A 23,372-nucleotide genomic window follows, 5' to 3' on the forward strand; every position below is an offset into this window, starting at 1 on the left:
AAATGGTCGGTAAATTCGGTAAGTTATCCATGGGTGTTCTCCTTTTGTGAGAGTGATGGATAACGTATGGCCACACTTCCACATTAGGAGAATTTTTTTTGTTTGAACAGGATAAAGATACCATTTACCGTGTTTTTAGGATCACAATTTTCGATGTTAGGTTTTACGCATGGCTAGTGACCAAAAAGGTGTGCTAATGGCCAAATATGACCGTTAGCCGCACCAAGTAGCAGGTAAGTAGGTGGGGTGGCAAATTCGTCAGTTGGTAGATTGGTCAGTTCGTCGGTTAGTCGGTTGGTAGATTGGTCAGTTCGTCGGCTGGTCTGTCGGTCAATTCGTCGGTTGGTCGGTTGGCCAGTTCGTCAGTTAGTTGGTCAGTTGGCGAGTTGGTCAGTTCGTCAGTTAGTAGATTGGTCAGTTAGTACATTGGTCAGTTCGTCGGCTGGTCTGTCGGTCAATTCGTCGGTTGGTCGGTTGGCCAGTTCGTCAGTTAGTTGGTCAGTTGGCGAGTTGGTCAGTTCGTCAGTTAGTAGATTGGTCAGTTAGTACATTGGTCAGTTCGTCGGTTGGTCTGTCGGTCAATTCGTCGGTTGGTCGGTTGGCCAGTTCGTCAGTTAGTAGATTGGTCAATTCGTCGGTTTGTCGGTTGGCCAGTTCGTCAGTTGGTAGATTGGTCAGTTCGTCGGCTGGTCTGTCGGTCAATTCGTCGGTTGGCCAGTTCGTCAGTTAGTTGGTCAGTTCGTTAGTTAGTAGATTGGTCAGTTAGTACATTGGTCAGTTCGTCGGTTGGTCGGTTGGCCAGTTCGTCATTTAGCTGGTCAGTTGGTGAATTGGTCAGTATGCAAGTACGGTCAACCGAATTGGTCAAAAGTAGCCGTTCTTTACGATGACAACAAAAAAGAACCCCCAAGAATGCCGGAAGCTCGACATTCCTGGGGTTGTATTGGCGAGAGAACTGTCCAATAATGGACTTTCCGTACATAGACTGAGCATCTCGAACAGCCAGTAATAAAGGAAACATCAGCAAGCGGGTCCGGAACCAGGCGATCTTAAACCTTCAAAGGGAGCCAATTTTGCTAAAAAAACTCCCTAAGGAAGCTGCGTGCCCCCCATCAGATAGCGGTCGACTTCTCTGGCCGATTTCCGCCCTTCGGCAATCGCCCAGGCGACCAGGCTTTGGCCGCGCCGCATATCGCCCGCGGCAAAAACGCCTTCAACATTTGTCGTATGCTCGCCGTATTCCGCTTTGACATTGGAGCGGTTATCCCGTTGTACGTCAAGCTGGTCCAGAAGCCCCTCCTCCGGCCCGGTAAATCCCAAGGCAAGCAGGACAAGCTGGGCAGGGCGAACAACGGCGCTATCCGCAACCTCCATCGGCACTCTGCGGCCTTCACTATCGCTTTGCCAAAAAATCTCGACAGTTTCCACACCACTGACCGCCCCCTGCTCATCGCTTAAGATCCGTCGAGTCGAAATCGTAAACTGCCGGGGATCTTCGCCGTACAGATGGATGGCTTCTTGTTGACCATAGTCGGTTTTGAGCACTTTGGGCCACTGCGGCCAAGGATTGTCGGCGCTTCGGAATTGGGGAGCCTGCGGCATAATTTCCAACTGGATCACGCTGCGGCAGCCATGACGAATAGCTGTGGCAACGCAGTCGGTTCCCGTATCGCCGCCGCCGATGACGATAACATCCTTGTCTTTGGCGGAAATATACGCCCCGTCGCCAAGCCCGGAATCCAGCAGGCTTTTTGTATTTTGCGTCAAAAAATCCATGGCCTGAAAAACGCCGTTAAGCTGTCGTCCTTCAACTTGAAGATCGCGTGCTTTGGTAGCCCCTCCGCACAAAACAACGGCATCATTTTCTGCTTTTAATTGATCTCCGTGAATATCAATTCCGACATGGACATTCGTGATGAAACGTACTCCCTCCGCCGCCAGCAAATTCACTCTTCGCTGAACGGTTGCTTTGTCCAGCTTCATATTTGGAATGCCGTACATGAGCAACCCGCCGATTCGGTCAGCGCGTTCATATACCGTTACTGAATGGCCTGCCTTGTTCAATTGAGCTGCGCAGGCAAGTCCGGCTGGTCCCGAGCCAACGATTGCCACTTTTTTGCCTGTGCGGACAAGCGGAGGTTCAGCCTTGATCCAGCCCTCCTGAAATCCTCTGTCCACCAGCGTTTTTTCGATTGATTTGATTGTAACCGGCAATCCGATAAGTCCGGCCGTGCAGGAGCCTTCGCAAGGAGCGGGACAAACCCGTCCCGTAAACTCCGGAAAATTATTCGTTTTGTGCAGCCGTTGCAGGGCTTTCTCCAGACATCCCCGATAAAGCAAATCGTTAAATTCGGGAATCAGATTGTTCAGCGGGCAACCTGCCGACATACCCGCCAGCATATCGCCGTAATGACAAAATGGCGTTCCGCAATCCATGCATCTAGCGCCTTGCTGCTGAAGCCTGTCTTCCGCCATCGGCATCGCGAACTCGCCCCAATGGCCAATCCGCTCAAGCGGAGACGATTCCCCCGGCAATTCCCTTTCGTAGTCCAAAAATCCTGTCGCTTTTCCCATGGCAATTCCTCCGTTTCGATTCTGAAACCTGCCTGCAGATACATGCGATATGGCTCATCGTAGCACTCTTCACCCCGGCAACGAAGTGAAGCATATCACGACATGACATTATTTCATTTGGAGGCAATTCCTGCCGCAACCTATCACCTTGACAGCGCGTCTATGGCATTAAAGCAACATGGATGACAACCAAGAGCAGCACATGTCGGCTTCCAGCGTTTTTAATGCCGCTTCGATAACCGTTACAAATGAAGTCAGGGGTCAGCATCATCCAAAAATAAAGGAGGAAAAACGATGAGGAAAAAAGCGGCAATCGCAGGCTTGCTCACGCTTGCGCTTTGCGCTCTCCCTTTTCTGAAGGGAAGCCCCGGCCAGGCAGTGGAAGCGCAAGGCGAAATCAGAGTTTACGTTGAAGGAACTCTTCTGGAGCTGCAAACGCCACCGTTTATCGAAAGCTCCGCCGCAATTGTGCCCGTCAGAGAAATAGCGGAGGCGCTAGGGGCAAAGGTAACATTTCGCGATGCAGCAAAAGAAGGACGAGCGATTGATGTAACTCGCGGCAATCGCAGCGCCAAGCTGGTCATTGGCTCCAAAACGATGAACGCAAACGGAAGAAGCGTCGCCCTCCCAGTCGCACCACGGCTGGCTAACGGGGTTGCACTGGTGCCGGCACGCGCGATTTCGGAGGCGCTAGGCTCCATTGTGGTTTGGGATAGCGCGAAGCACAGCATTCGGATCGACGATCCAAAGGAGCTGCCTAGCGTAGGAACCGTAGACCATTTAATGAAGCTTCTAGACGATGCGGAAAAAAGGCAATCCAAGATGTATAGCCGCGTTTACGCGACAGCCGATTTGGCCGGTTCAGCCGAAGGCGGGGCTGTCTCGGGCGAAAGCAGCGTCCAGGAAGCGGAAGCTCCCGTCCCGGGCGGTGATAATTATTCCACTACCAATGTCCAGGTAGCGGGAGTTGATGAAGCGGACTGGGCCAAAACGGACGGCTCCTTCATTTATCAAATCAGCGGAAATCGGGTAATCATCGCCGATATTTCCGTACCGGAAAACCCTAAGCTGGCGGCAACCCTGGATTACGGGGAAAGGGACGCTTTTATGCCCCAGGAGCTGTACGTGGACAACGGCCAGTTAGTCGTGATCGGCCAGCAGAGTCTGTCGGTCTATGAAGCAGAACGCGGCGGGGCCGATTCCACTGGAGATGCCGGTTCAGCAGACCAGGATTCCGGAACAGGAAACGCTAATTCGGGAGGCGGGACCTCCGGTTCGGCGCCGAGAGGAAATGACAACGAATCATCGGCCATTTCAGCAGAACCTTCCGTTGCTCCTGATGCTGCCGTTAAGTCCAGCATGATGTTCCCGTTGCCGTATCAGACGCGCAGCACCATTAAAACCTTTGTTTACGATATAAACGATCAAGGTCAGCCCAAGCTGGTCCGGGAGCTGGCTCAGGAAGGAAGCTACCTTTCTTCCCGCAAAATCGGCAGCGACCTGTATATCGTAACCAACAAAGACAACTACGTTTATGGCTTATACGATATGATGACGGCCAAAGCAAGCAACAAACGCCAGGCCGCAGCGAACTCGCAAAACCTGGAGCAGGCGATGACGCTCCTGTACAAGGATTCTGCTGTCTCCGAAAAGCCGCTGGCGTTGACGCTGGACGATATCCGCTATTTCCCCGAGCCGGAGGACGCCTCCATGATGATCGTTGGAGCCGTCGACTTGAGCAAGCAGGACGGAGAATATCAGGTATCTGCCTATATGGGGGCCGGTCAAACCGTATACGCCTCGAAGCGCAACCTGTACGTAGCCGTAACCAAATTCGTTCCCGGCAACGGCGGCGAATACAAGCAGGAAACCGTGTTCCACAAATTCAGGCTGGACAACGGCCAAACCATTTATAGCGGCCAAGGCTCCGTCCCGGGCGCCTTGCTAAACCAGTTTTCCATGGATGAACATGACGGCTACCTGCGCGTCGCCCTGACGAACGGCAACATGTGGTCTACGGGAAGCGACATCTCGGTCAATAATCTGTATGTGCTTGATGAAGGTTTGCAAATTAGCGGCAAGCTTGAAGGGCTGGCTCCAGGCGAGCGCATCTATTCCGTTCGTTTCATGGGCGCCCGAGCCTATATGGTAACTTTCCGGAATGTGGACCCGCTATTCGCCATCGACCTTCGCGAACCAGCCAATCCGGTCGTATTGGGCCAGTTGAAAATTCCGGGTTATAGCGACTATTTGCATCCCTATGACGAAAACCACTTGATCGGCTTTGGCAAAGATACCGACACGCTCCCCGTCAAGACAGGGAATGGCGACGATGTCATGGCTTATTACCAAGGCCTCAAAATGGCGTTGTTCGACGTTAGCGACGTAAGTCAGCCAAAAGAAAAGTTTAAAGAACTGATTGGCGACAGAGGAACGGAATCTGAACTGCTCAGAAATCACAAAGCATTGTTGTTCTCCAAAGCCAAGGGGCTGCTCGCTTTCCCCGTTGAGCTGCATGAGGTCAAAAACAAAAACCTGTCGGCCGACGAAGCCGTTACCGCTTACGGAGATTTTGTTAACCAGGCCGCATACGTCTATGGAATCGACCTCGATAAAGGCTTTACGCTGCGCGGCACCATCAGCCATTTGTCGGCGGAGGATCTGCTGAAAAGCGGTCAATACGGCTATGACTATTCCAAAGCGGTCCGGCGGATTCTCTACGCGGGGGATACTCTGTACACCTTGTCCGATGCCATGCTCAAAGCCAATAATCTAAACAGCTTAAGCCAACGAGGTTCACTTCTATATCCTGGCATCCCATCCAACTATGGTTACAATTATGGCGGCGCTATCGACATGGTGCCGGTTCCGGAAACGGACCAATAACAACGTTATGTGACAGCGCGGGATACCTTCCCGCGCTGTTTGCCATTCAGAAGCGAAGCCATCTCTCGTCTGCAAATCTGCCGAAATCTGGTATAATAATAGAAAACCAAACTGAGCAGAAATGGGTGAAAGCCATGTCCGACCATAATGATCGCGATGATTTGGCGGAACGTCGCCGCAACAAGCTAAAGCTGCTGCAATTCGACAAGGCTGGTAAAGATTTGGTAGAAACGGAAAAGCCCGGTGAAACCTTTCAAGATGTCGGTGGGCTGGAAGATGTCAAAAAGAAAATCCGCATGAACTTTATATTGCCCCTGCAGCAGCCCGAGCTGTTTGCCGCTTATGGACGCGAAGCCGGCGGCAGCCTGCTTCTGTTCGGACCTCCCGGCTGCGGCAAAACCTTCCTCGCCCGCGCAATCGCCGGAGAAATCGAAGCCAACTTTCTGCACATTGAGCTGCAGGCTATTTTGTCCATGTACGTAGGCCAAAGCGAGACCAATCTGCATGATGTATTCCAGAAGGCAAGGGAGAACAGACCTTGCGTCGTTTTTATAGACGAGCTTGACGCCATGGGCGGCAGCCGCAACAACATGCGACAGCATCATGACCGCATGCTGGTCAACCAATTGCTAATGGAGCTTGACGGGCTAAAAGCTTTTAATGACGGCATATTCGTCATCGGCGCAACCAATACGCCATGGTATTTGGATTCCGCTCTGCGCCGCCCCGGCCGATTCAATCATCTCATCTTTGTGCCTCCTCCGGAGGAGGCCGAACGCCAAAGCATTCTGGATCTGAAATTAAAGGGAAAACCGATGGAAAAGCTGGATTTGGCTCGTATCGCCAAGGATACCCGGCATTTTTCCGGCGCCGATCTGGAGCAAATCGTCAAGGATGCCGTGGAGCATGCGCTGGAACGCACCATTGAAACCGGCGAGCTGCAGCCCATCACCCAAGAAGACATGCGCAAGTCCAGCAAAGGACGCAAGGCGACCACTCTGGAATGGTTCTCTACCGCTAAAAACTACGCAACCTTCAGCGATGTCAACCAAGACTACCAGCATGTGCTTGACTATATAAAGGCGAATGGACTGAAATAACGATGGTCGACAAACAAAACGCCGAGCTTCGCTACTCCAAAATATACAAGCTGCTGGAATGGAAGCGTTACAATGAAGCGTTGGCGGAAGCGCGTGCATTAATCGGCGAAACGCCGGATGATCCTAACGCATATGCAGTGCTCGCGCAGGTTTCCCTTCGCATGGAGCAATACAAGGATTCAGAGCATTGGTCAACCGAAGCGCTGCGCCGCGATCCCGAAAGCCGGATCGGCTGGTTTGTCCGATCGGTCACGAAGTACGAAATGGGCGACTGGAAGTCGCTTGACGCCTGTCTGGACGAAGCTCAGCGGATCGACCCGGAAGAGCCCTTTTATGGTTTTTTGCGGGCGAATGCAATGAATCGCCGCAGCCAGTTCGCGGGAGCCAAGGAGCAGTTATTGAAAGCCCTGGCGCTAGATCCCGACAATCCGTTGTTTCTGGCTACACTGAGCTATACGGAAGCGCTGCTGGGCAATTCGGAAAGCTCGCGGGACCTGGCGCGTAAAGCGCTGCGGCTTGAGGTGGAATCCGATCATGTGTATCTCTACCTGGGATGGGCGGCCGAGCATCGCAACGACTACGACGAGCATCTTCGGATGTTGAGCAATGCCATTAAGCTGGACCCCGCCAACAAACAAATCCGCGATGAATATTTGGATGCCCTGCAAAAAAACTATGCCCTTTACCGCATATTCCTTGCGCCGGTCAAATGGATGAAAAGCATGAAGCCATGGCAGATTTTGCTTATCTGGATCGGGATCGCGATCCTGTTCAGACCTTTTATTTTTCTCTTTTTATTCCTGTATGTCATGACGCATTGGATCACGAAGCTGCTTGTACACATCAAAGTGTTTGGATGGCGCAGGCGCTCGTAACGGCACCTGAAGAACACGCATCTATTAAAGCTATGAAAACGCTATTGTGAAATGCCATTTCTTGTGGCAAGATGGCAATGACGATACCTATTAATCGACAAAGGATGATTGCGAAAATGGCACAGCCCTATGATTTGCCGCTAGAGGAACTCCGTACATACAAACCCGAGCTGACAAAACGGCCCGACTTTGACGCCTTCTGGAACGATACGCTGGACAAGCTGGCAGAGGTTCCTTTATCCTACGAGCGTACTGAAATTCCTTATCCCGTAAAAGGGATCAACGTTTATCGCGTTCTCTACCAAGGCTTCAATCACGCAAGAATCGAAGCCATATTGGCTATGCCGGAGAGCTCCCAGCCGCTGCCTGGCATTGCCTCCTATCACGGCTATAACTGGTGCATGGACAACGACATCCACGATACCGTCAATCAAGCGCTTAAAGGCTATGCCGTTCTCAAAATGATGTGCCGCGGCCAACATGGATTGAGCGTTGACAATGTCATCTCCTCCAATGGACATGTTGCGGGCTGGATGGCCAAGGGCATTCAGGACAAGGACGAATATTATTATCGCGCAGTCTATATGGATGCCGTTCGCGCTATTGATGTATTGGCTTCCATGCCGGAAGTGGACGGCAGCCGCATCGCCGTTACGGGCGGCAGCCAAGGCGGAGCTATTACGCTGGCAGCCGCGGCATTGTCAAACGTGCCCAAGCTGGCCGTTGCCGACCACCCTTATCTTTCGCATTTTAGGCGCGCCGTGGACTTTACGCCAAGCGGCCCTTACGGCGAGCTGAACGATTATTTCAAGCGTCACTCCGGCAGTCCCGAAATTGAAGACAAAGCAATGGAAACGCTAAGCTACTTCGATCTGATGAATCTGGCTTCGCGCATCCAGTGCTTCAGTTGGATCACAATCGGATTAGTGGATACGGTAACGCCTCCCTCCACCGTATTCGCCGTATATAACCATATCCAATGCGATAAGGAAATCGCCGTTTACCGCTATCATGGACATGAACTTGTACCGGGCTCCATCACGCCAAGATTGCAGCTCTTTATGGATTACTTGCAAAAATAAGACTTCTGCTCTATTCGTTATTCATTTCGAAAAAAACAAGGCGTTTGCTCTCCCGGCAATGGGAAAGCAAACGCCTTGTTTGTTGGTAAAGTTACTCAGTCCTCATGGCGGCTTAAGAATCCGCTATTCAACGGAAACAGCTTCTGAAGAGTCGCTTCCAGTCGATTCGCCCGCAGCTTCCATCATCTGCTGCCGTTGGCTTTCATATTGCTTTTCGTAATATTCTTGCAGCTCTTCATCGGTCCAGGAATCCTCAGCCAGCAACTCCTCGCCCTTCACCTGAAGCAGCTCCAGCACTTCCGTAACGGATTTGGTGCCTTCCTGCAATGCTTTAAATTCTGTGCTCATCAAGTCGTTGAACATTGCGTTGAATTGCGTAGGGAGCAGTTCATAATCACGGTAGTTGATGATTTGTTTCGTCGGTTTCAGCTTGTAGAACGCTTCAAAGTTACGGCCTTCCTCGTCTTTAATATATTTGGTTCGAACAGGGAAGTTGTAACTGTAGCTATTTTTAGCATTTACCCTTGCGTATTCATCGCCCGTTACGTATGAAATAAATTTCCAAGCCTCTTCCGGGCTAGTTGCGTCCTTGGAAATCGCCATGATCCCGCCGTAATACATATTCGGGCTTTGATCCGGATTTTGCGCGCTGACAGGCACGGTTACAACATCCCAATCGCTTACGATTTGATCCTTGTTCTGCGAGTATTGCTGAGCTTCCTTGATCTGCTGCATCAGGTAATTGTGGTCAACAGTCATCGCCAGTCTGCCTGCCAGAAACGGATTTTGCATGTAATAGTCATCCATGCTCATGCCGCCCGACATGCCCCAATTATTGCGGTCTTCAAAATAAAGCGCTTTGGAGTTAATGGCATCCAGCGACGTTTCCAAAATACGCTTCCAGCCGTCGGTGTTGATCGTTAATTGCTTGCTCTTAGGAATAATATAAGTGATGCCCTCGGAAGATGCCAGCAATTGGCTGATTTCTGACAGGTCTCCGCTGTATCCAGCTCTCAAGCCATATACCCGATCCTCCGGCTCGCCATCAATCGGGAATTGCTTGGCCAAGTTGATGACCTCGTCCCAGGTCATCTGGTCCGTTGGATAAGCGATATTGTATTTATCGAACAAGGCCTTGTTGTAATACATAACCTGGGAACTGAAGCTGGTTGGAATCCCATAAAGTTGTCCGCCTCCGAACTCCTTCATATAATCAACCATGCCTGTCAGAAGTCCCTCGGTGTCGTATTTATCCTTGGTAATCATCGTATCCAGATCAAGCAGTTTGGCATCTTGCGACATTTTTTCGTATTGCTCGCTCTCCAGGATCAATACGTCCGGCTTTTCATCCTCAATCAGCTTGGCGAACGCCTTATCGTAATCAAACTCTTCGCCTTCCTCCGTATTATTGGAGCCGCGATACAGGTCTTGCGTCGAAACAACCTCGATAGTCACATTGGGATTCAACGCGCTGTACAACATGCCGTAGGTTTGATTAAACGCCCGTTCGTCGTAATACATAACTTTCAGTACGGTTTCCTTATTTGGATCCTCAGCGCCGCCGCTCCCGAAGCTGCAGCCGGCAAGCACCGATGTCAGCAGCACAGCCGGAACCACTTTTTTCAATCCTTTATTCATTTTCTGCTCTCCCCCTGTTTATGATCTTACAAACTCTCCAGTATGTACCATTAACTATACGTTTTAAAATTGGAAAAGGTTGCAGTCTCTTCTATATTAAAATAATAAGACGACTGATTTTCCGGTGATAGAATGAGCTTGTACGGCAGACTCAATTCTCTTTGCGTTTCGAAGTTCCCCCATATTATTGACAACTTTAAATTGGAAAAGGTTGAATTATAGCAAAAAAAATTACATTCAGTTCATAAAAAAAACGTCCCAAAACTGGAACGAGTTTTTCGACTTATTTAAACCAGCCTTTTTCCTTAAACCGCGTAATGGCTTCGATCCGGTTGCTGACGCCCAGCTTATCCAGAATGACAGAAATATAATTGCGAACCGTTCCCGTGGTCAGATACAGCTCGCTTGCGATTTGTTTTGTATTTTTTCCGTCGGCAACAAGTCCAAGCACCTCCGTCTCCCTCTCGGTCAACGGATTATCGCCGCCTGCCCCATAAGCTTCATCCATCAGCTCCGGCGCGTATACCCGCCGTCCGGCCATAACGCTGCGAATCGTGCCCGCCAATTCTTCGCTGGGACTATCCTTCAGCATATACGCGCTGACGCCCGCCTTGATCGCCCGTTCAAAATAACCCGATCTCGCAAACGTGGTTAATATAATGACCTTGCAGCTTCCCTTCATTTGCTCCGCCGCTTCCAAACCGGTCATCAGAGGCATTTCGATATCCATTATACAGATATCGGGTTTATGTTTCCTCACTAGCTCCAACGCCTCTTCCCCGTTTGAAGCGCGGCCAACGACGGTCATATCCGGTTCCAGCTCCAGAAGCGAGGCCAATGCCCCAAGCAGCATGCGCTGATCCTCGGCAATTACGATTGAAATCATCTACCTCTCCTCCTTCCCGATCCGGCAAGCGCATGCGGCACCTTGATCGTAACCTTGGTCCCGAGCCGGCTGTCGCTTGCCCGCTCTGATGATGAATTCCATTTCCCGGCAGAAGCGATATCCAGACTGCCGTTAACAAATTCCAGCCTTTCCTTCATGCCGAGCAAACCGTTGCCAAATATATAGCTTTGACCGCTTCTCATGCCAATCCCGTCATCCTCTACCGTCAGCACAAGCTCCTGGGCAATGGAATGAATAACAATCCGGCAACGCGTGGCATCGCTATGCTTGACCACATTGTTGACTGCTTCCTTCAAGCACATGCCCAGCACGTTTTCGGCCAAAAGAGTCGTTTTCCCCAGCGCCGACTCTCCCGATATTTCGCAATCTATGCCCGCCGCCTCCAGAATTTGCGTGACGCGCCGCAGCTCCTCGCCCAGTCGCGCGCCCCGCATCTCCGTAACCATCTCCCGGACTTCCTTTAACGCAGCGCGGGCGGTCTGCTGAACATCGCGGATTTCGCCAAGCGCCTGCACGGGGTTTTTATTCAGCAGCTTTGCCGCCAGATCGCTCTTCAGGCCGATAAGAGAAAGCTTTTGCCCCAGCGTATCATGCAAATCCCGCGCGATACGCTGCCGTTCCTCCAGCTTGACCAATTCGTCGATCCGTTTGTTGGCATCCTTCAACTGCCCTTCGAGCTCTCCCTGCTTCTTCTGATTGTAGGTATTGAACGGAAGAAGAATGATGACGATCAGACAGATCAGAATAAACGGAAACTGGGTAAAAAAAAGCGGGCTGCGCGTAACAAATCCATAATTGACGGTTGCAAAGGTACTGACCAAATGAATGCCGTACAAAATAAAAAAACCTTTTCGATTGCTGATCTGGCCTATAAAAAAGGCAAGAAAAATCGAGAAGTACACATAGCTGAACAATAGAGTCATCGCAATGGAAAGAACAATTTGCAAGCTGGTCCAAAAGTAAACCAACCACCCTTTTGACATAAAGGCAAAACGGTAGCAGGCAAAAAACAATATAATCATAACAATGCCGGATACAACCTCCGGCGTTGAAGAGGAGCGAAAGATAAAGTAAAAGGGCAAAATGTAAAAGACAAGCCATACATAGGGACTAAGCCCCGTGCTGCGGCTGAAAATTTGATACCACTTGTTCAAGGAAGTCCCCCCCTGCTCGTCGTTGCTTCTATTGTAGCATACCGGGACAAGACAAAGCGTCACTGAAAGAAGAGAAGCTCCCGGGTACGGGAGCAATGACAAACTCGGAGGCGGGCGAAATTTATGCCGCCCCCCGCAATTAACCCGCCTTGGGCTCCGTACGAGCGCTGCCGCCTCTTATACGCTCGCCTTCCTTCGCGATGCGGTGGCGCTTGGCGTCGCGAAAGCTGACAAAACGTTTTCTATCTTCATCCCAAAGCCGGAATCGCAAGCTTTCCAGACTTTGGCGGATATTAATGGTTGTGGCTTTTTGCAGCGGAGGGGTCGATTCATGCGCATCCTCCAAATAATAATTGGGCACCTTTGGAGCCAGATGGTGAACATGGTGATAGCCGATATTCCCGGTCAGCCACTGCAGCAGTCTGGGAAGCTTGTAGTAAGAGCTGCCTTCCACCGCCGCCATCACGTAACTCCACTCATCTTCGTGTTCAAAATAAGACTCCTCGAACTGATGCTGCACATAAAACAGCCAGATCCCCAGCACGCCAGCCAAATAGAAGATCGGGAATTGCACCAGCAAAAACGACTGCCAGCCCAGCGCCAGGCACATGAAGGCGTAAAACGCTACGATCAGAACGTTCATCAAATACGTATTCAGGCGTTCTTTGCGCTTGGCTCCTTTGCGATTGAAACGGTATTGCACGATAAAAACGGCTATCGGCCCAAGACCAAACATCACAAGCGGATGGCGGTATGCCCGATATACAAATTTGCGCATAGGCGTTAAAGCCTCATATTCATTAATGGTCAGAATCCATAAATCGCCGACGCCCCGTTTATCCAGATTGCTGCTTGTTGCATGATGGATGCCGTGTGCGTTTTTCCACTGCTGATAAGGCACCAGGGTCAAAATACCGGTAATGATCCCCATGATGTCATTGGCCCGTTTGCTCCGAAAAAAGGAACCATGGCAGCAATCATGAAAAATAATGAACGTACGCACCACAAAGGCCGAAGCCGGCACTGCAAACAATAGCGTAAGCCAATACGATACCGGCAGGCTCATATAAGCCGCCGTCCACAGCAGTACGAGCGGCACAAGGGTGTTGCACACCTGACGGATACTGATTGAGATATCCGTTTTTTCATAAGGGGCAACGCTTTTTTTCAAATGGGTTTGTTTCAGTTCAGACATCGCTATTCCTCCCGATCTCACCATGTACTTTCATTGTAGAGGCGAGGCAAAACCGGAAACAGTCATAAACGTCAAAAAACCCATATGACAAATGTCATATGGGCAAATGCAGCGGGGATGAGCCGCTCTGCGGCAGAGGAACCAGCCGCTCCTTAAATGGCCCAATTCCCCTTGCGGAACACCGGTACAACAGTGCCGTCATGCTGGATGCCGTCGATATCCATTTCGGCGGAGCCAATCATGAAGTCGTTGTGCGTAATGCTGGAATTGACGCCATGAGCTTCGAGCTCTTCGGCCGTCATTGTTTTTCCGCCTTCTACGTTAAACGCATAACCGCTGCCGATAGCAAGATGGTTGGACGCATTTTCGTCAAAAAGGGTGTTGTAGAACAGAACGCCGGACTCCGAAATAGGAGAATAATGCGGCACAAGCGCTACTTCGCCCAGATAGTGGCTGCCCTCGTCGATCTCAACCAGCTTCCGGAGAATTTCCTCTCCTTGTTCCGCCTCGGCTTTGACGATTCGGCCTTCCTTAAACGTCAGCTTGAAGCGGTCAATGATGTTGCCGCCGTAGCTGAGCGGTTTTGTGCTGGATACATAGCCGTTTGTGCCGTTTTTGAGCGGCACCGAAAAGACCTCTTCGGTCGGCATATTGGCCATAAAGCTGAAGCCGTCCTGGTTGGTGCTGCCCGCAGCCACCCAGATATGCTTCTCATGGAGCTCAACGGTCAGATCCGTGCCCGGCGCGGTGTAATGCAGACTTTTGAAACGATGGCTGTTTAGAATTTCGGCTTTGCTATGCAGGTTTTCGTTATGCTCCACCCATGCCTGAACGGGATCGGCGGTATGCAGCCGCACGGAATCAAAGATGGCATTCCACAAACGCTCCACCGCTTCTTCAGCGGGCAGGTTAGGAAATACCTTCTGCGACCACTCGCTGCCGGCAGCGGCAACAACCGTCCAGCTGACCTTGTCGGACTGAACCGCTCTGCGGAACTCCTTCAGTCCTTCCCCTGCCGCTTTTTGGAAGGCCGAAATTTTGCTGGAAGGGATGCCTTTGAGCAAATCCGGGCTGGAGGACGTGATGGAAATAAAGGCGGCGCCGTTTTCTACAAAGGAATTGCGCTTCAACGTTTCCCATGCCGGGAATTTGGAAAGCGTGCTTTCGTCCGCGTTTTCGTATTTGAGCCTGGAGACGGTTTCGTCGGTCCAGTCCACATGTACGTTGCTTGCTCCCGCCTCGTACGCCTTGGCTGCGATAACGCGCACCAAATCCGCAATTTCAATGGAAGCGCCTGACAAAAACACCTCTTGGCCCTTCTGAATATTCACGCCCGTACGAACGATCAGCTCTGCGTATTTTTCAAAATGGTCTCTTGCTTTTCCCGCTATTGTCATATGTACAAACATCTCCTTGAAAATTGAAATGGCGAATACCATTACAAGTATAACACTGTTGCTCTCCTGATTTCATCTGCTACAAAACGCCGCAATTCCTCTGGTTCCAGCACTTCAATCCCGGCTCCGCAGGACAGCGCAAGACGCCCGGCACTCTCCAGGCTTTGGAACATCAATGCCGCCTCCAGCCAGCCTTCCCGCTGACAGGGAGTGGCTTCCCCTATTTCCGTATACCGGTCCCCTTCAAGCATGGGAAGTGTTTCCTTGGCAACTCTGACCCTGCCGGGAATTCGCGGCAGCTGCTCCTTGAATTGCTTTAGCGACGACTCCCAATACGCCGCCAAAGAAAAGTTTGGCGGGATTTCGCAGGCTCCATTCGCCGGCTCGGCGTTCAACAGGCGTTCGATGCGAAATGTCCTCAGCACGGCATCCCCGTTCCTCTGCGGGGCTTCCTCCTCGGCATCAAGCGCCGCCACAAGATACCATACGCCTCGTTTCACAACAAGCCCCAGCGGATGAACGACCCGCTCCATCGGCTTGCCATCCCGAAGCGAGGCTATCCGAAGCCGGCGCTCGCCCCAGACGGCCTCTTGAATGACTCGCAAAAAACGTTGTCCCTGCCCCTGCCGCAAGCCTTTATCGTCATGCCAGCCCGCGCCGTCGATGTGCAGCTTCTCCCTGGCGGCGGCCGCGCTGGAGCGAGCCGCTTCCGAGGATGCGGCAAGCAGCTTTTGCAGGGCGGACTCCAGCTCGTCACTCCGCCCCAAATCGTTAAGCGGTCCGGCATGGCTCGACAGAAGCAATGCCGCCAATTCACCGGCATGCATGCCGGTCAAGCTGGTGCGGTAACCCTCGGTCAGCCGCCATCCTCCATTTTGCCCCCGCTCCGCATAAACCGGAATACCCGCAGAGCTTAACTCCTCCATATCCCGCAATATCGTCCGTTTGGAAACCTCCAGCCGCTCCGACAGCTGCTGCGCTGATAGCTTCCCTTCATTCTGCAAACATAACACAATGGATACCAATCGTGACGCCGTCATCCAGCCTTCTCCCCTTGCATCATTCCGAAGTGACAAGCTACTTCTATTATATCAAGCAATGATGACAGTAGATGTCATCTTACATCATTTAAGATAAAACATAAGTTGAAACGGAAGCGCTGCCGTCTTTCATCTCGGTATTTCATAAAAAATCGCAAAGGAGTGCAAATGATGACAATAAAACCGTTACAAAATCAAATAGCTCTGGTGGCAGGCGCAACCAGAGGCGCGGGGAGAGGCATCGCCGTCAGCTTGGGAGCTGCTGGAGCTACAGTATATTGCACCGGCAGAAGCACGACGGAACGTCGTTCCGACCTGAACCGGCCCGAAACCATCCAGCAAACAGCAGAGCTGGTCACTGCAGCCGGGGGAAAGGGGATCGCCGTTGCCGTCGACCACACCATACCGGAACAAGTAGCGGGGTTGATCTCCCGTATTCGCGAAGAACAAAACGGTCAACTGGATGTGCTGGTCAATAACATATGGGGAGGCGAAAAGCTGATCCAGTGGGGCAAACGCTTCTGGGAGCATTCCTTGGGAAACGGTTTGCTAGTGCAAGAAAGAGCCGTCAAGGCGCATATGATTACCTCCTTTTACGCCGCTCCGCTGATGATCGAACGAGGAACAGGACTGATCATCGAGGTAACCGATGGCATCGACTACCGGTACCGGGGAAACCTCTATTACAGCCTGGCCAAAATATCGCCTATCCACCTGGCGGAGAGCATGTCCCGAGATCTCGCCGACACAGGGGTTACCGCGCTTGCCGTAACGCCGGGTTTTCTGCGCTCGGAGGAAATGCTGGAGCATTTTGGCGTCACCGAGGACAATTGGCGGGATGCCGTTACAAGCGGCATACAGGACAGCCAGCATTTCGCGGAATCCGAAACGCCGTATTTCATCGGCAGAGGCATCGCGGCGTTGTCTGCGGACCCAGAATATAGCAAGTACAATGGTACCGTTCTGCCAAGCTGGGGTCTTGGTGATATGTACGGCGTAGAGGATGCCGATGGGGGGCAGCCGCATTGGGGGAACTACGCCAAAACCCACAACCTCCTTTAAGAGGTAGTTCAAAAAGTCCGCTTCCCATTGCGGATCATGCCTGGCGGCATGGCCAGCGTCGAATATGGCATTCAGCCGAAATATCCGGTCCTCACGTAGCTACCACTACGCTCCGGTCCTCTATTTCTAGCTTCTTGCCATCTTCTCGGCACTGAAAAACGGACTTTTTGAACCTTCATTGGATGAGGTAGTTCAAAAAGTCCGCTTCCCATTGCGGATCATGCCTGGCGGCATGGCCAGCGTCGAATATGGCATTCAGCCGAAATAAGCTTATGCTTACGAAGGATGTTTCCTCCGGAAACATTTGAGGTCCTCACGTAGCTACCACTACGCTCCAGTCCTCTATTTCTAGCTTCTTGCCATCTTCTCGGCACTGAAAACCGGACTTTTTGAACCTTCATTGGATGGGTAGTTCAAAAAGTCCGCTTCCCATTGCGGATCATGCCTGGCGGCATGGTTTATCCGTTGACCGGCTCGCCGCCGTTGATGTGGAGCATCTGGCCCGACATGTAGCTGGAATCATCGCAGGCCAAATAGACATAGGCCGCCGCCAGTTCATAGGGCTGGCCCGGCCTGCCCATCGGCGTATCGGAGCCAAACTGGGAAACCGCCTGCGCGTCGAAGCTCGCCGGAATAAGCGGCGTCCAGATTGGACCCGGTGCAACGCCATTTACCCGGATACCGCCTCCGGCCAGATTGGCCGCCAGCGCCCGGGTAAAGGAAACAACCGCGCCTTTTGTCGCGGAATAATCAATCAAGCCGGGGTTGCCCTTGTAGGCGGTAATGGAAGCCGTATTGATGATGCTGCTTCCCCGCGCCAGACGAGGCAAAGCGGCAATCGTCGTATAAAACATGCCGTACACATTTGTCCGGAAAGTTGCCTGCAATTGCTGGGGAGTAATATCCGTCAGGCTTTTTCGGACGTGCTGCTCCGCCGCATTGTTAACGAGAATGTCCAGCTTGCCGAATTGATCAATGGCAGCTTGCACAAGCCGCGCTCCAAAGGTTTCGTCTCCAATGTCGCCCGGGACGAGGTGACATGAGCCTCCGTGCTCCTGAATCAATCTTTTGGTCTCCTCCGCATCTTGATGCTCATCCTTGTAGGCGATGCAGATTGAAGCCCCTTCCATAGCAAACGCGACGGCAACCGCCCGTCCAATGCCGCTGTCGCCTCCCGTAATAATCGCCACTTTTCCAGCCAGCTTCCCTGCAGCCTTGTAGCCGGGCGACTGAAAGGCTGGACGTGGATTCATCTGCGATTCAATGCCGGGCTGGCGGTTTTGATTTTGCGGCGGCAGTACTTGCTTTTTTTCCGGTGTTTGACTCATTTTCGTTTCGCTCCTTCGCACTTTTTGTCCGAATGATCCATTTGGTACTATGCCCTGCACGTTCTGCAAACATGCCGTTTGGCGAACAGTACCATAAACCGGCATGAGGCAGCTGCTCAGTTAAGTTGCTTGCCATTTCGGGTAGGTGCCAGCCGCTCAGTTAAGGCGCGCGCCAATTCAGATATGCGCCAACTGGCGCTTGGAGAGATGTCCCAATCGATCCTGCAAGGCAATATGCATAGCACCATGCGGGGGTGGAATAATAAACTGTCTTGCCAAACAAAACCGTAAGGAGTGTCGATTATGCGCGAAGGTTTGATTCCTACTGTTCTTGGAGCCGTAGTATCGGCCGGAGGGGCCTCACTGATGAAAAGCAAGTACAAGCTTGTAGGTACGGGTGTTCTGGGGTTTGGCCTGGCTCATGTCATTCTGGGAGCCATCGATCTGGTGGAGCATCGTTAGGTTTGGCGGGAACATGAAGAGGCCGTCCCGGCAGCAATCGCTGTCCGGAACGGCCTCTATTGTTTTTATGAACTTTACGCTTCCAGGCTAAGCTGCCAAGTAATGCCGAATTTATCTTTTACAATGCCGTAGGATTTGCTCCAGAAAGTCTCCTGCAATTCCATCTGGACATTGCCGCCTTCCTTCAAGCGGTTATAATAAGCGGTTACTTCATCCTGATTAGTCAGATTAAGCACAAGGCTGATATTGTCGCCAAACGTCAACGGCATGTTCGGAAAGGTATCGGAAAACATGAGAGTGCCGCCCAAAACATCCAGGCGGGCATGCATGACCCCATTTTCCATGCCTTCCGGCAGCGGATGGTCGGGATGTTGGGGCGACTGGCCAAACGTCATAATGTCTGGTACCTCGACGCCAAAAACATGGGCATAAAACTCTACGGCTTCCCGGCAATTCCCTTTAAAGTTGAGATAGGTATTGATGGCCACTGCTTCACTCTCCTATTGGTCAGATCGCTAGCCCTTTGTCCCGGTTTGGCTTGTCCAAAATCGAACTCACGGCTTCTGCCGCATACAAAATCGGCTTGCCTCTACAGCTTACCATATTTCGTATCATTTTATGATAGGCCAAAAGGTTTTTCGCGATAGACCAAAAATATGCCGAATGACACAAAAATCAACGCAATCAGATTTTTAAGCTCCAGCACGGTTTCACCCAGCAGCAGCCCCGATAACAGTGTGCCGAATACGGGAATCAGGAAGTTGTAGACCGAGACCTGGCCTACTTTGTTGTACTTCAGCAACACATTCCACAGACAAAAAGCTGCCGATGACAAAAGCGCCAAATAAACAAGAATGCCCATCGACGCCGGCGTAAACCGTGTGATACTTCCTCCAAGGGCCAAACCAAGCACGGTCAAGACGACCCCGCCAATGAATAAGCTGTATCCCGTAATAAGCAGCACATCCACGCTTTTGGTTAACGCTTTGGCGTATATTGCCGCTATTGAAAATACCAAGGCGGCTATCACGATAAATCCTTCGCCAGTCAGCGAGAAGGAAAACGCCAGCAAATCCTGATGGAAATTAACAACCACCACGCCCGCAAACCCAACCAGGCAGCCCAGCAGCTTGTTTCGTCCCAATTTATCGTTTTTGTAAAGATAATGCGCCAGCACCACGCTAAAAAAAGTGGTCGTGGAGTTCATGATAGAGCCTTTGACCCCCGTTGTATTGGAAACGCCAATATAAAAAAATAGATATTGCAGCGCGGTTTGCAGAAGGCCCAAGGCCGTCAAGCTCCCAACTTCCTTGCGGGAAAGGGCGAATATGCGCTTTCCGGTCAATCTGGCAAGCAACAGCAGCAGCACACCGGCCAAAATAAAACGATATCCCGCAAACACATATTTGGAGGGGATATCGTCAGCGGCTATCGCAAACCATTCATACCCCAGTTTGATGGAAGGGTACGCGCTCCCCCATAAAGCACAACATAAGGTCGCGATCAAAGCGACGATTTTGGCATTGGAAAAATAATGACGATCGTTCACAGCAGCAGTTCCTCTCTTCGATGAATAACGGAAATTATAACATAAAAACAATGGGTCTGATATGACATAATGGCAATCTTTTCAGGGTATTCTAACGTCATTGCAAACTGTTCGACAGGAGGTATACAGCCATGGCGGAAGCCCTTGAAACGGAGACACAGCAGCCCATTTCGGGTGTTTTGCGCGATACGATTGAAACAATTCGGCAAACAATGGGAAACTGCCATGACCTGATTGTAAAAGAGTTTAAGTGTCTTAAGAGATGGCCGGCGGCTCTTCTTTATGTGGATGGAATGGTGGATCAGCAGCTGCTTCACGGTTCCATCCTGCCCTCTCTTATTTCCAATCAAGAGCTTGGCGAGGATCTGGAAGGCGATGAGTTTATCCATTATCTGCTGCATGAGGTGCTGGTCGCCGGCGATGTGCAGCGGATTGACGACATGGAGCGGCTGTTCACAGACCTGCTTTCAGGCAATGTTCTGCTGCTTCTAGATGGAAGGGCTTCAGCCTGGCGAATTGCTGCCGCAGGACGAGAGGACCGGAATATTGGCGAGCCTCAATCCCAATCCGTCGTACGCGGCCCCATGGAAGGCTTTAATGAAAATCTGCGAACCAATATCACCTTGATTCGCAGACGCATCAAAGATCCCGAACTGTGGATAGAATCCCGTGAAATCGGGCGGATCAGCAAAACCGCTGTTTCCGTGATGTACATCAAGGACCTGGCTGACCCCGAAATTGTCAACGAGGTAGGCAGACGGCTGGACAAAATCGATATCGATGGCATATTGGAAAGCGGATATATTGAAGAATTCATTCAAGACACACGCAGAACGGTATTTCCTACGGTCTACAACAGTGAACGGCCGGACACCATTGCTGCAGCTCTGCTGGAGGGGCGTATCGCGATTCTGGTGGACGGAACGCCATTTGTGCTTGTTGTACCCGCGTTATTCGTTCATTTTTTCCAATCGCCAGAGGACTATTATCAAAGGTCCGATATCAGTACACTGCTGCGCTTGATTCGTTATTTAGCCTTTTTCATCACCATGCTGGCCCCATCCTTTTACATCGCCATTTCCACCTTCCACCAGGAAATGCTGCCGACAAGATTGCTGATCAGCATTGCGGCCCAGAGAGAGGGTGTGCCGTTTCCTGCTTTTATCGAAGCGATGCTAATGGAGATCACCTATGAAATATTGCGAGAGGCCGGAGTCCGTATTCCCAAAAACGTAGGTCAGGCAGTATCGATCGTAGGCACGCTCGTTATCGGGCAAGCCGCAGTTGAAGCGGGCGTTGTCTCCGCCGCCATGGTAATCATCGTATCCATTACCGCCATTTCAAGCTATGTCATTCCGGAGAATGGGCTATCCATTTCTGTGCGCATTATCCGATTTGGCCTGATGGCTCTAGCCGCAAGCTTCGGGCTGTTCGGTGTCTTAATGGGCCTCATCATGTTGATTATACATTTAACCGCTCTCCGTTCGTTTGGGGTACCCTATATGAGCCCGTTTGGTCCATTCTTTGCCAGTGATATGAAGGATACGCTGTATCGGGCGCCTTGGCCCTCCCTGCGCACACGGCCAATGAGCAATCAGATTCGCGATCTGAATCGTCAGGGCAAAAGCAATTATGCCAAGCCCTCGCTATGGAAAAGGTGATTAAAATGCGCAGAATAACATTGCTGCTCCCGGTTCTGTTAATATCTGCATCCTTGCTTCTCACCAGCTGCTGGGACCGGGAAGAGCTGAACGATTTGGGCATTATGATGGGGCTTGGCATCGATATGGCAGGGGATCAAATCAAGGTAACGGCTCAGGTAGCCATTCCCTCCGCCCTTGGGTCCAATACAGGAAAAAACAGCGGTACGCCGGTCACCCTGTTTCAAGCTACCGCTCCAACCATATTCGAAGCGATTCAGAAGCTGACGTTAAGCAATCCTCGAAATATTTTTATGTCGCATATCCGCGTTTTGGTATTTAGCGAACAATATGCGGCTGAGGTCGGAATAGGCGATGTGCTTGAAGCCTTGATGCGCGATCCCGGGGTACGACCGGATTATTATGTCATGATTGCTCGAAAGGCCAAGGCTGAAACTATTCTTTCGGCGCTGACAGCACTTGAACGAATTCCTGCTGAAAAGCTGTACAACGCTCTTGAGGTTTCCTCCAGAACCTGGGCGCCTACAACGACCGTTAGCGCGGACCGCCTGTTTGAGGAAATGTTAAGCAGCGGCATATCCCCTGTCGTGACGGGGGTTGAGCTGAGGGGAGATAAAAAAACGGCGCCGACGGAGCGCAACCTGACCCGGAGCGATCCCTTAGCCAAGCTGTATTACACTGGTCTTGGCATATTCAAAAAAGACAAGCTCATCGGCTGGCTGAATGAATCCGAGTCCAAGGGCTACAACTATATCCGTGACAATGTCAAATCTACAGTTGGTCATCTGGATTGTAAAGATAACGGAAAAATCGCACTTAAAGTGTTGCGCAGCTCTACCAAAATGAAAGCTAAATTCAATGAACAATCGGAGCCCGAGATCGACATCAGCCTGGAAGCCGTAAGTATCATTGCTTCAGTAGAATGCAAGAAGAGAATCGCCGATTTGGCTATTATCAAAGAGCTGGAGCAGGAAGCCGAACAAGCCTTTGTCGAGCTATTGGAAACAACAGTTAAAGACGTCATAAAAAAGTACAAGGTTGATATTTTCGGCTTTGGCCAGGAAATCGACCGCACAAACCATAAGTGGTGGCTGGCCCATCAAGAAAACTGGAGCAACTACCTGCCCAAGCTTAAAGTCAATTACAAGATCAAATATATGATCAAAAGAGTGGGTTCGCTTGACGACTCTTTCCAAATCGATATCAAGGAGTGACCTGACTTGATTACATACGTGGTCGTCATCGGAATCGGCGCAAGCATCGGAATTATGGAGCTGCCCCCATTAATCCGACAAGGCATGAAGGGAGAGGCCGCAGCTACCGTCATTTTTCTGGCAGCTGGCACGGTGATGAGCATTATAGCGGCCAAGCTGATCAGCGTGCCCAGTCCGCTTAATATGCTCATCTGGATTTATTCGCCTGTCAACCATTTGCTGCACACTATTTTCGCCTAAAGGAGGGA

At 51.2% G+C, this 23,372-nt stretch carries 19 protein-coding genes; 9 read left to right on the plus strand and 10 right to left on the minus strand.

Annotated elements, in window-relative coordinates:
- Nucleotides 1-1,089: 1,089 nt before the first annotated feature.
- A complete protein-coding gene (locus ACX93W_RS19710) occupies nucleotides 1,090-2,574 on the minus strand; it encodes a glutamate synthase subunit beta (RefSeq protein ID WP_459394093.1) in 1,485 nt (494 codons plus the stop codon).
- 294 nt (nucleotides 2,575-2,868) lie between these two features.
- On the opposite strand from ACX93W_RS19710, the gene ACX93W_RS19715 reads away from it, so the two are divergent.
- The 4 genes from ACX93W_RS19715 to ACX93W_RS19730 all read left to right on the plus strand — a co-directional run bounded on the left by ACX93W_RS19715 (nucleotide 2,869) and on the right by ACX93W_RS19730 (nucleotide 8,517).
- Nucleotides 2,869-5,460: a beta-propeller domain-containing protein gene (locus tag ACX93W_RS19715; protein ID WP_459394094.1), complete on the plus strand. Its 2,592-nt coding sequence runs from the start codon at nucleotides 2,869-2,871 to the stop codon at nucleotides 5,458-5,460.
- 134 nt (nucleotides 5,461-5,594) lie between these two features.
- Nucleotides 5,595-6,560 (plus strand): ATP-binding protein, encoded by a 966-nt coding sequence (locus ACX93W_RS19720; RefSeq protein WP_459394095.1) that lies wholly within the window; start codon nucleotides 5,595-5,597, stop codon nucleotides 6,558-6,560.
- 2 nt (nucleotides 6,561-6,562) lie between these two features.
- On the plus strand, nucleotides 6,563-7,435 hold the full coding sequence (locus ACX93W_RS19725) for a tetratricopeptide repeat protein (RefSeq protein WP_459394096.1): 873 nt from the start codon (nucleotides 6,563-6,565) through the stop codon (nucleotides 7,433-7,435).
- A 116-nt stretch (nucleotides 7,436-7,551) separates the two neighbouring features.
- The gene (locus ACX93W_RS19730; RefSeq protein WP_459394097.1) at nucleotides 7,552-8,517 is read left to right on the plus strand and encodes an acetylxylan esterase; all 966 of its coding nucleotides are present in this window, start codon (nucleotides 7,552-7,554) and stop codon (nucleotides 8,515-8,517) included.
- Between the two features lie 123 nt (nucleotides 8,518-8,640).
- On the opposite strand, the gene ACX93W_RS19735 is transcribed toward ACX93W_RS19730, so the two are convergent.
- From ACX93W_RS19735 to ACX93W_RS19760, 6 genes are all read right to left on the minus strand, one after another.
- On the minus strand, nucleotides 8,641-10,155 hold the full coding sequence (locus ACX93W_RS19735; RefSeq protein ID WP_459394098.1) for an ABC transporter substrate-binding protein: 1,515 nt from the start codon (nucleotides 10,153-10,155) through the stop codon (nucleotides 8,641-8,643).
- Nucleotides 10,156-10,438: 283 nt separating this feature from the next.
- Nucleotides 10,439-11,041 carry a response regulator gene (locus ACX93W_RS19740; RefSeq protein ID WP_459394099.1) on the minus strand — a complete coding sequence of 201 codons (603 nt, stop codon included), beginning with the start codon at nucleotides 11,039-11,041 and terminating at the stop codon, nucleotides 10,439-10,441.
- Nucleotides 11,038-12,216 (minus strand): sensor histidine kinase, encoded by a 1,179-nt coding sequence (locus ACX93W_RS19745; protein WP_459394100.1) that lies wholly within the window; start codon nucleotides 12,214-12,216, stop codon nucleotides 11,038-11,040. Before ACX93W_RS19745 ends, ACX93W_RS19740 begins: the two co-directional genes overlap by 4 nt.
- Nucleotides 12,217-12,355: 139 nt before the next feature.
- Nucleotides 12,356-13,411 carry a Delta(5) desaturase DesA gene (desA, locus tag ACX93W_RS19750; RefSeq protein ID WP_459394101.1) on the minus strand — a complete coding sequence of 352 codons (1,056 nt, stop codon included), beginning with the start codon at nucleotides 13,409-13,411 and terminating at the stop codon, nucleotides 12,356-12,358.
- Nucleotides 13,412-13,563: 152 nt separating this feature from the next.
- Nucleotides 13,564-14,808 carry an aminopeptidase gene (locus ACX93W_RS19755; RefSeq protein ID WP_459394102.1) on the minus strand — a complete coding sequence of 415 codons (1,245 nt, stop codon included), beginning with the start codon at nucleotides 14,806-14,808 and terminating at the stop codon, nucleotides 13,564-13,566.
- 41 nt (nucleotides 14,809-14,849) lie between these two features.
- Entirely contained in the window at nucleotides 14,850-15,848 is a 999-nt protein-coding gene (locus tag ACX93W_RS19760; RefSeq protein ID WP_459394103.1) for a helix-turn-helix transcriptional regulator, read from the minus strand.
- A 177-nt stretch (nucleotides 15,849-16,025) separates the two neighbouring features.
- Here ACX93W_RS19760 and ACX93W_RS19765 point away from each other — a divergent pair, with 177 nt between their 5' ends.
- A complete protein-coding gene (locus tag ACX93W_RS19765) occupies nucleotides 16,026-16,910 on the plus strand; it encodes an SDR family oxidoreductase (protein WP_459394197.1) in 885 nt (294 codons plus the stop codon).
- Nucleotides 16,911-17,368: 458 nt separating this feature from the next.
- On the opposite strand, the gene ACX93W_RS19770 is transcribed toward ACX93W_RS19765, so the two are convergent.
- The gene (locus ACX93W_RS19770; RefSeq protein ID WP_459394104.1) at nucleotides 17,369-18,238 is read right to left on the minus strand and encodes an SDR family oxidoreductase; all 870 of its coding nucleotides are present in this window, start codon (nucleotides 18,236-18,238) and stop codon (nucleotides 17,369-17,371) included.
- A 303-nt stretch (nucleotides 18,239-18,541) separates the two neighbouring features.
- Between ACX93W_RS19770 and ACX93W_RS19775 the strand changes: the two genes are divergently transcribed.
- Nucleotides 18,542-18,700 (plus strand): asparagine synthase, encoded by a 159-nt coding sequence (locus ACX93W_RS19775; RefSeq protein ID WP_459394105.1) that lies wholly within the window; start codon nucleotides 18,542-18,544, stop codon nucleotides 18,698-18,700.
- Nucleotides 18,701-18,774: 74 nt separating this feature from the next.
- On the opposite strand, the gene ACX93W_RS19780 is transcribed toward ACX93W_RS19775, so the two are convergent.
- Together ACX93W_RS19780 and ACX93W_RS19785 are read right to left on the minus strand one after the other, a co-directional pair.
- Nucleotides 18,775-19,188: a VOC family protein gene (locus ACX93W_RS19780; protein ID WP_459394106.1), complete on the minus strand. Its 414-nt coding sequence runs from the start codon at nucleotides 19,186-19,188 to the stop codon at nucleotides 18,775-18,777.
- Between the two features lie 128 nt (nucleotides 19,189-19,316).
- Nucleotides 19,317-20,249, minus strand: coding sequence for a DMT family transporter (locus tag ACX93W_RS19785; RefSeq protein WP_459394107.1), 933 nt, complete (start codon nucleotides 20,247-20,249; stop codon nucleotides 19,317-19,319).
- Between the two features lie 131 nt (nucleotides 20,250-20,380).
- Between ACX93W_RS19785 and ACX93W_RS19790 the strand changes: the two genes are divergently transcribed.
- The 3 genes from ACX93W_RS19790 to ACX93W_RS19800 are packed head-to-tail and all read left to right on the plus strand — an operon-like array spanning nucleotide 20,381 to nucleotide 23,364.
- Entirely contained in the window at nucleotides 20,381-21,910 is a 1,530-nt protein-coding gene (locus ACX93W_RS19790) for a spore germination protein (RefSeq protein WP_459394108.1), read from the plus strand.
- A gap of 5 nt (nucleotides 21,911-21,915) precedes the next feature.
- Nucleotides 21,916-23,124 (plus strand): Ger(x)C family spore germination protein, encoded by a 1,209-nt coding sequence (locus ACX93W_RS19795; RefSeq protein ID WP_459394109.1) that lies wholly within the window; start codon nucleotides 21,916-21,918, stop codon nucleotides 23,122-23,124.
- Nucleotides 23,125-23,130: 6 nt separating this feature from the next.
- Nucleotides 23,131-23,364, plus strand: a complete 234-nt coding sequence (locus tag ACX93W_RS19800; protein ID WP_459394110.1) for a hypothetical protein — start codon at nucleotides 23,131-23,133, stop codon at nucleotides 23,362-23,364.
- The last annotated feature ends 8 nt before the right edge of the window (nucleotides 23,365-23,372 follow it).

The sequence above is a fragment of the Paenibacillus sp. CAU 1782 genome (assembly GCF_054551715.1).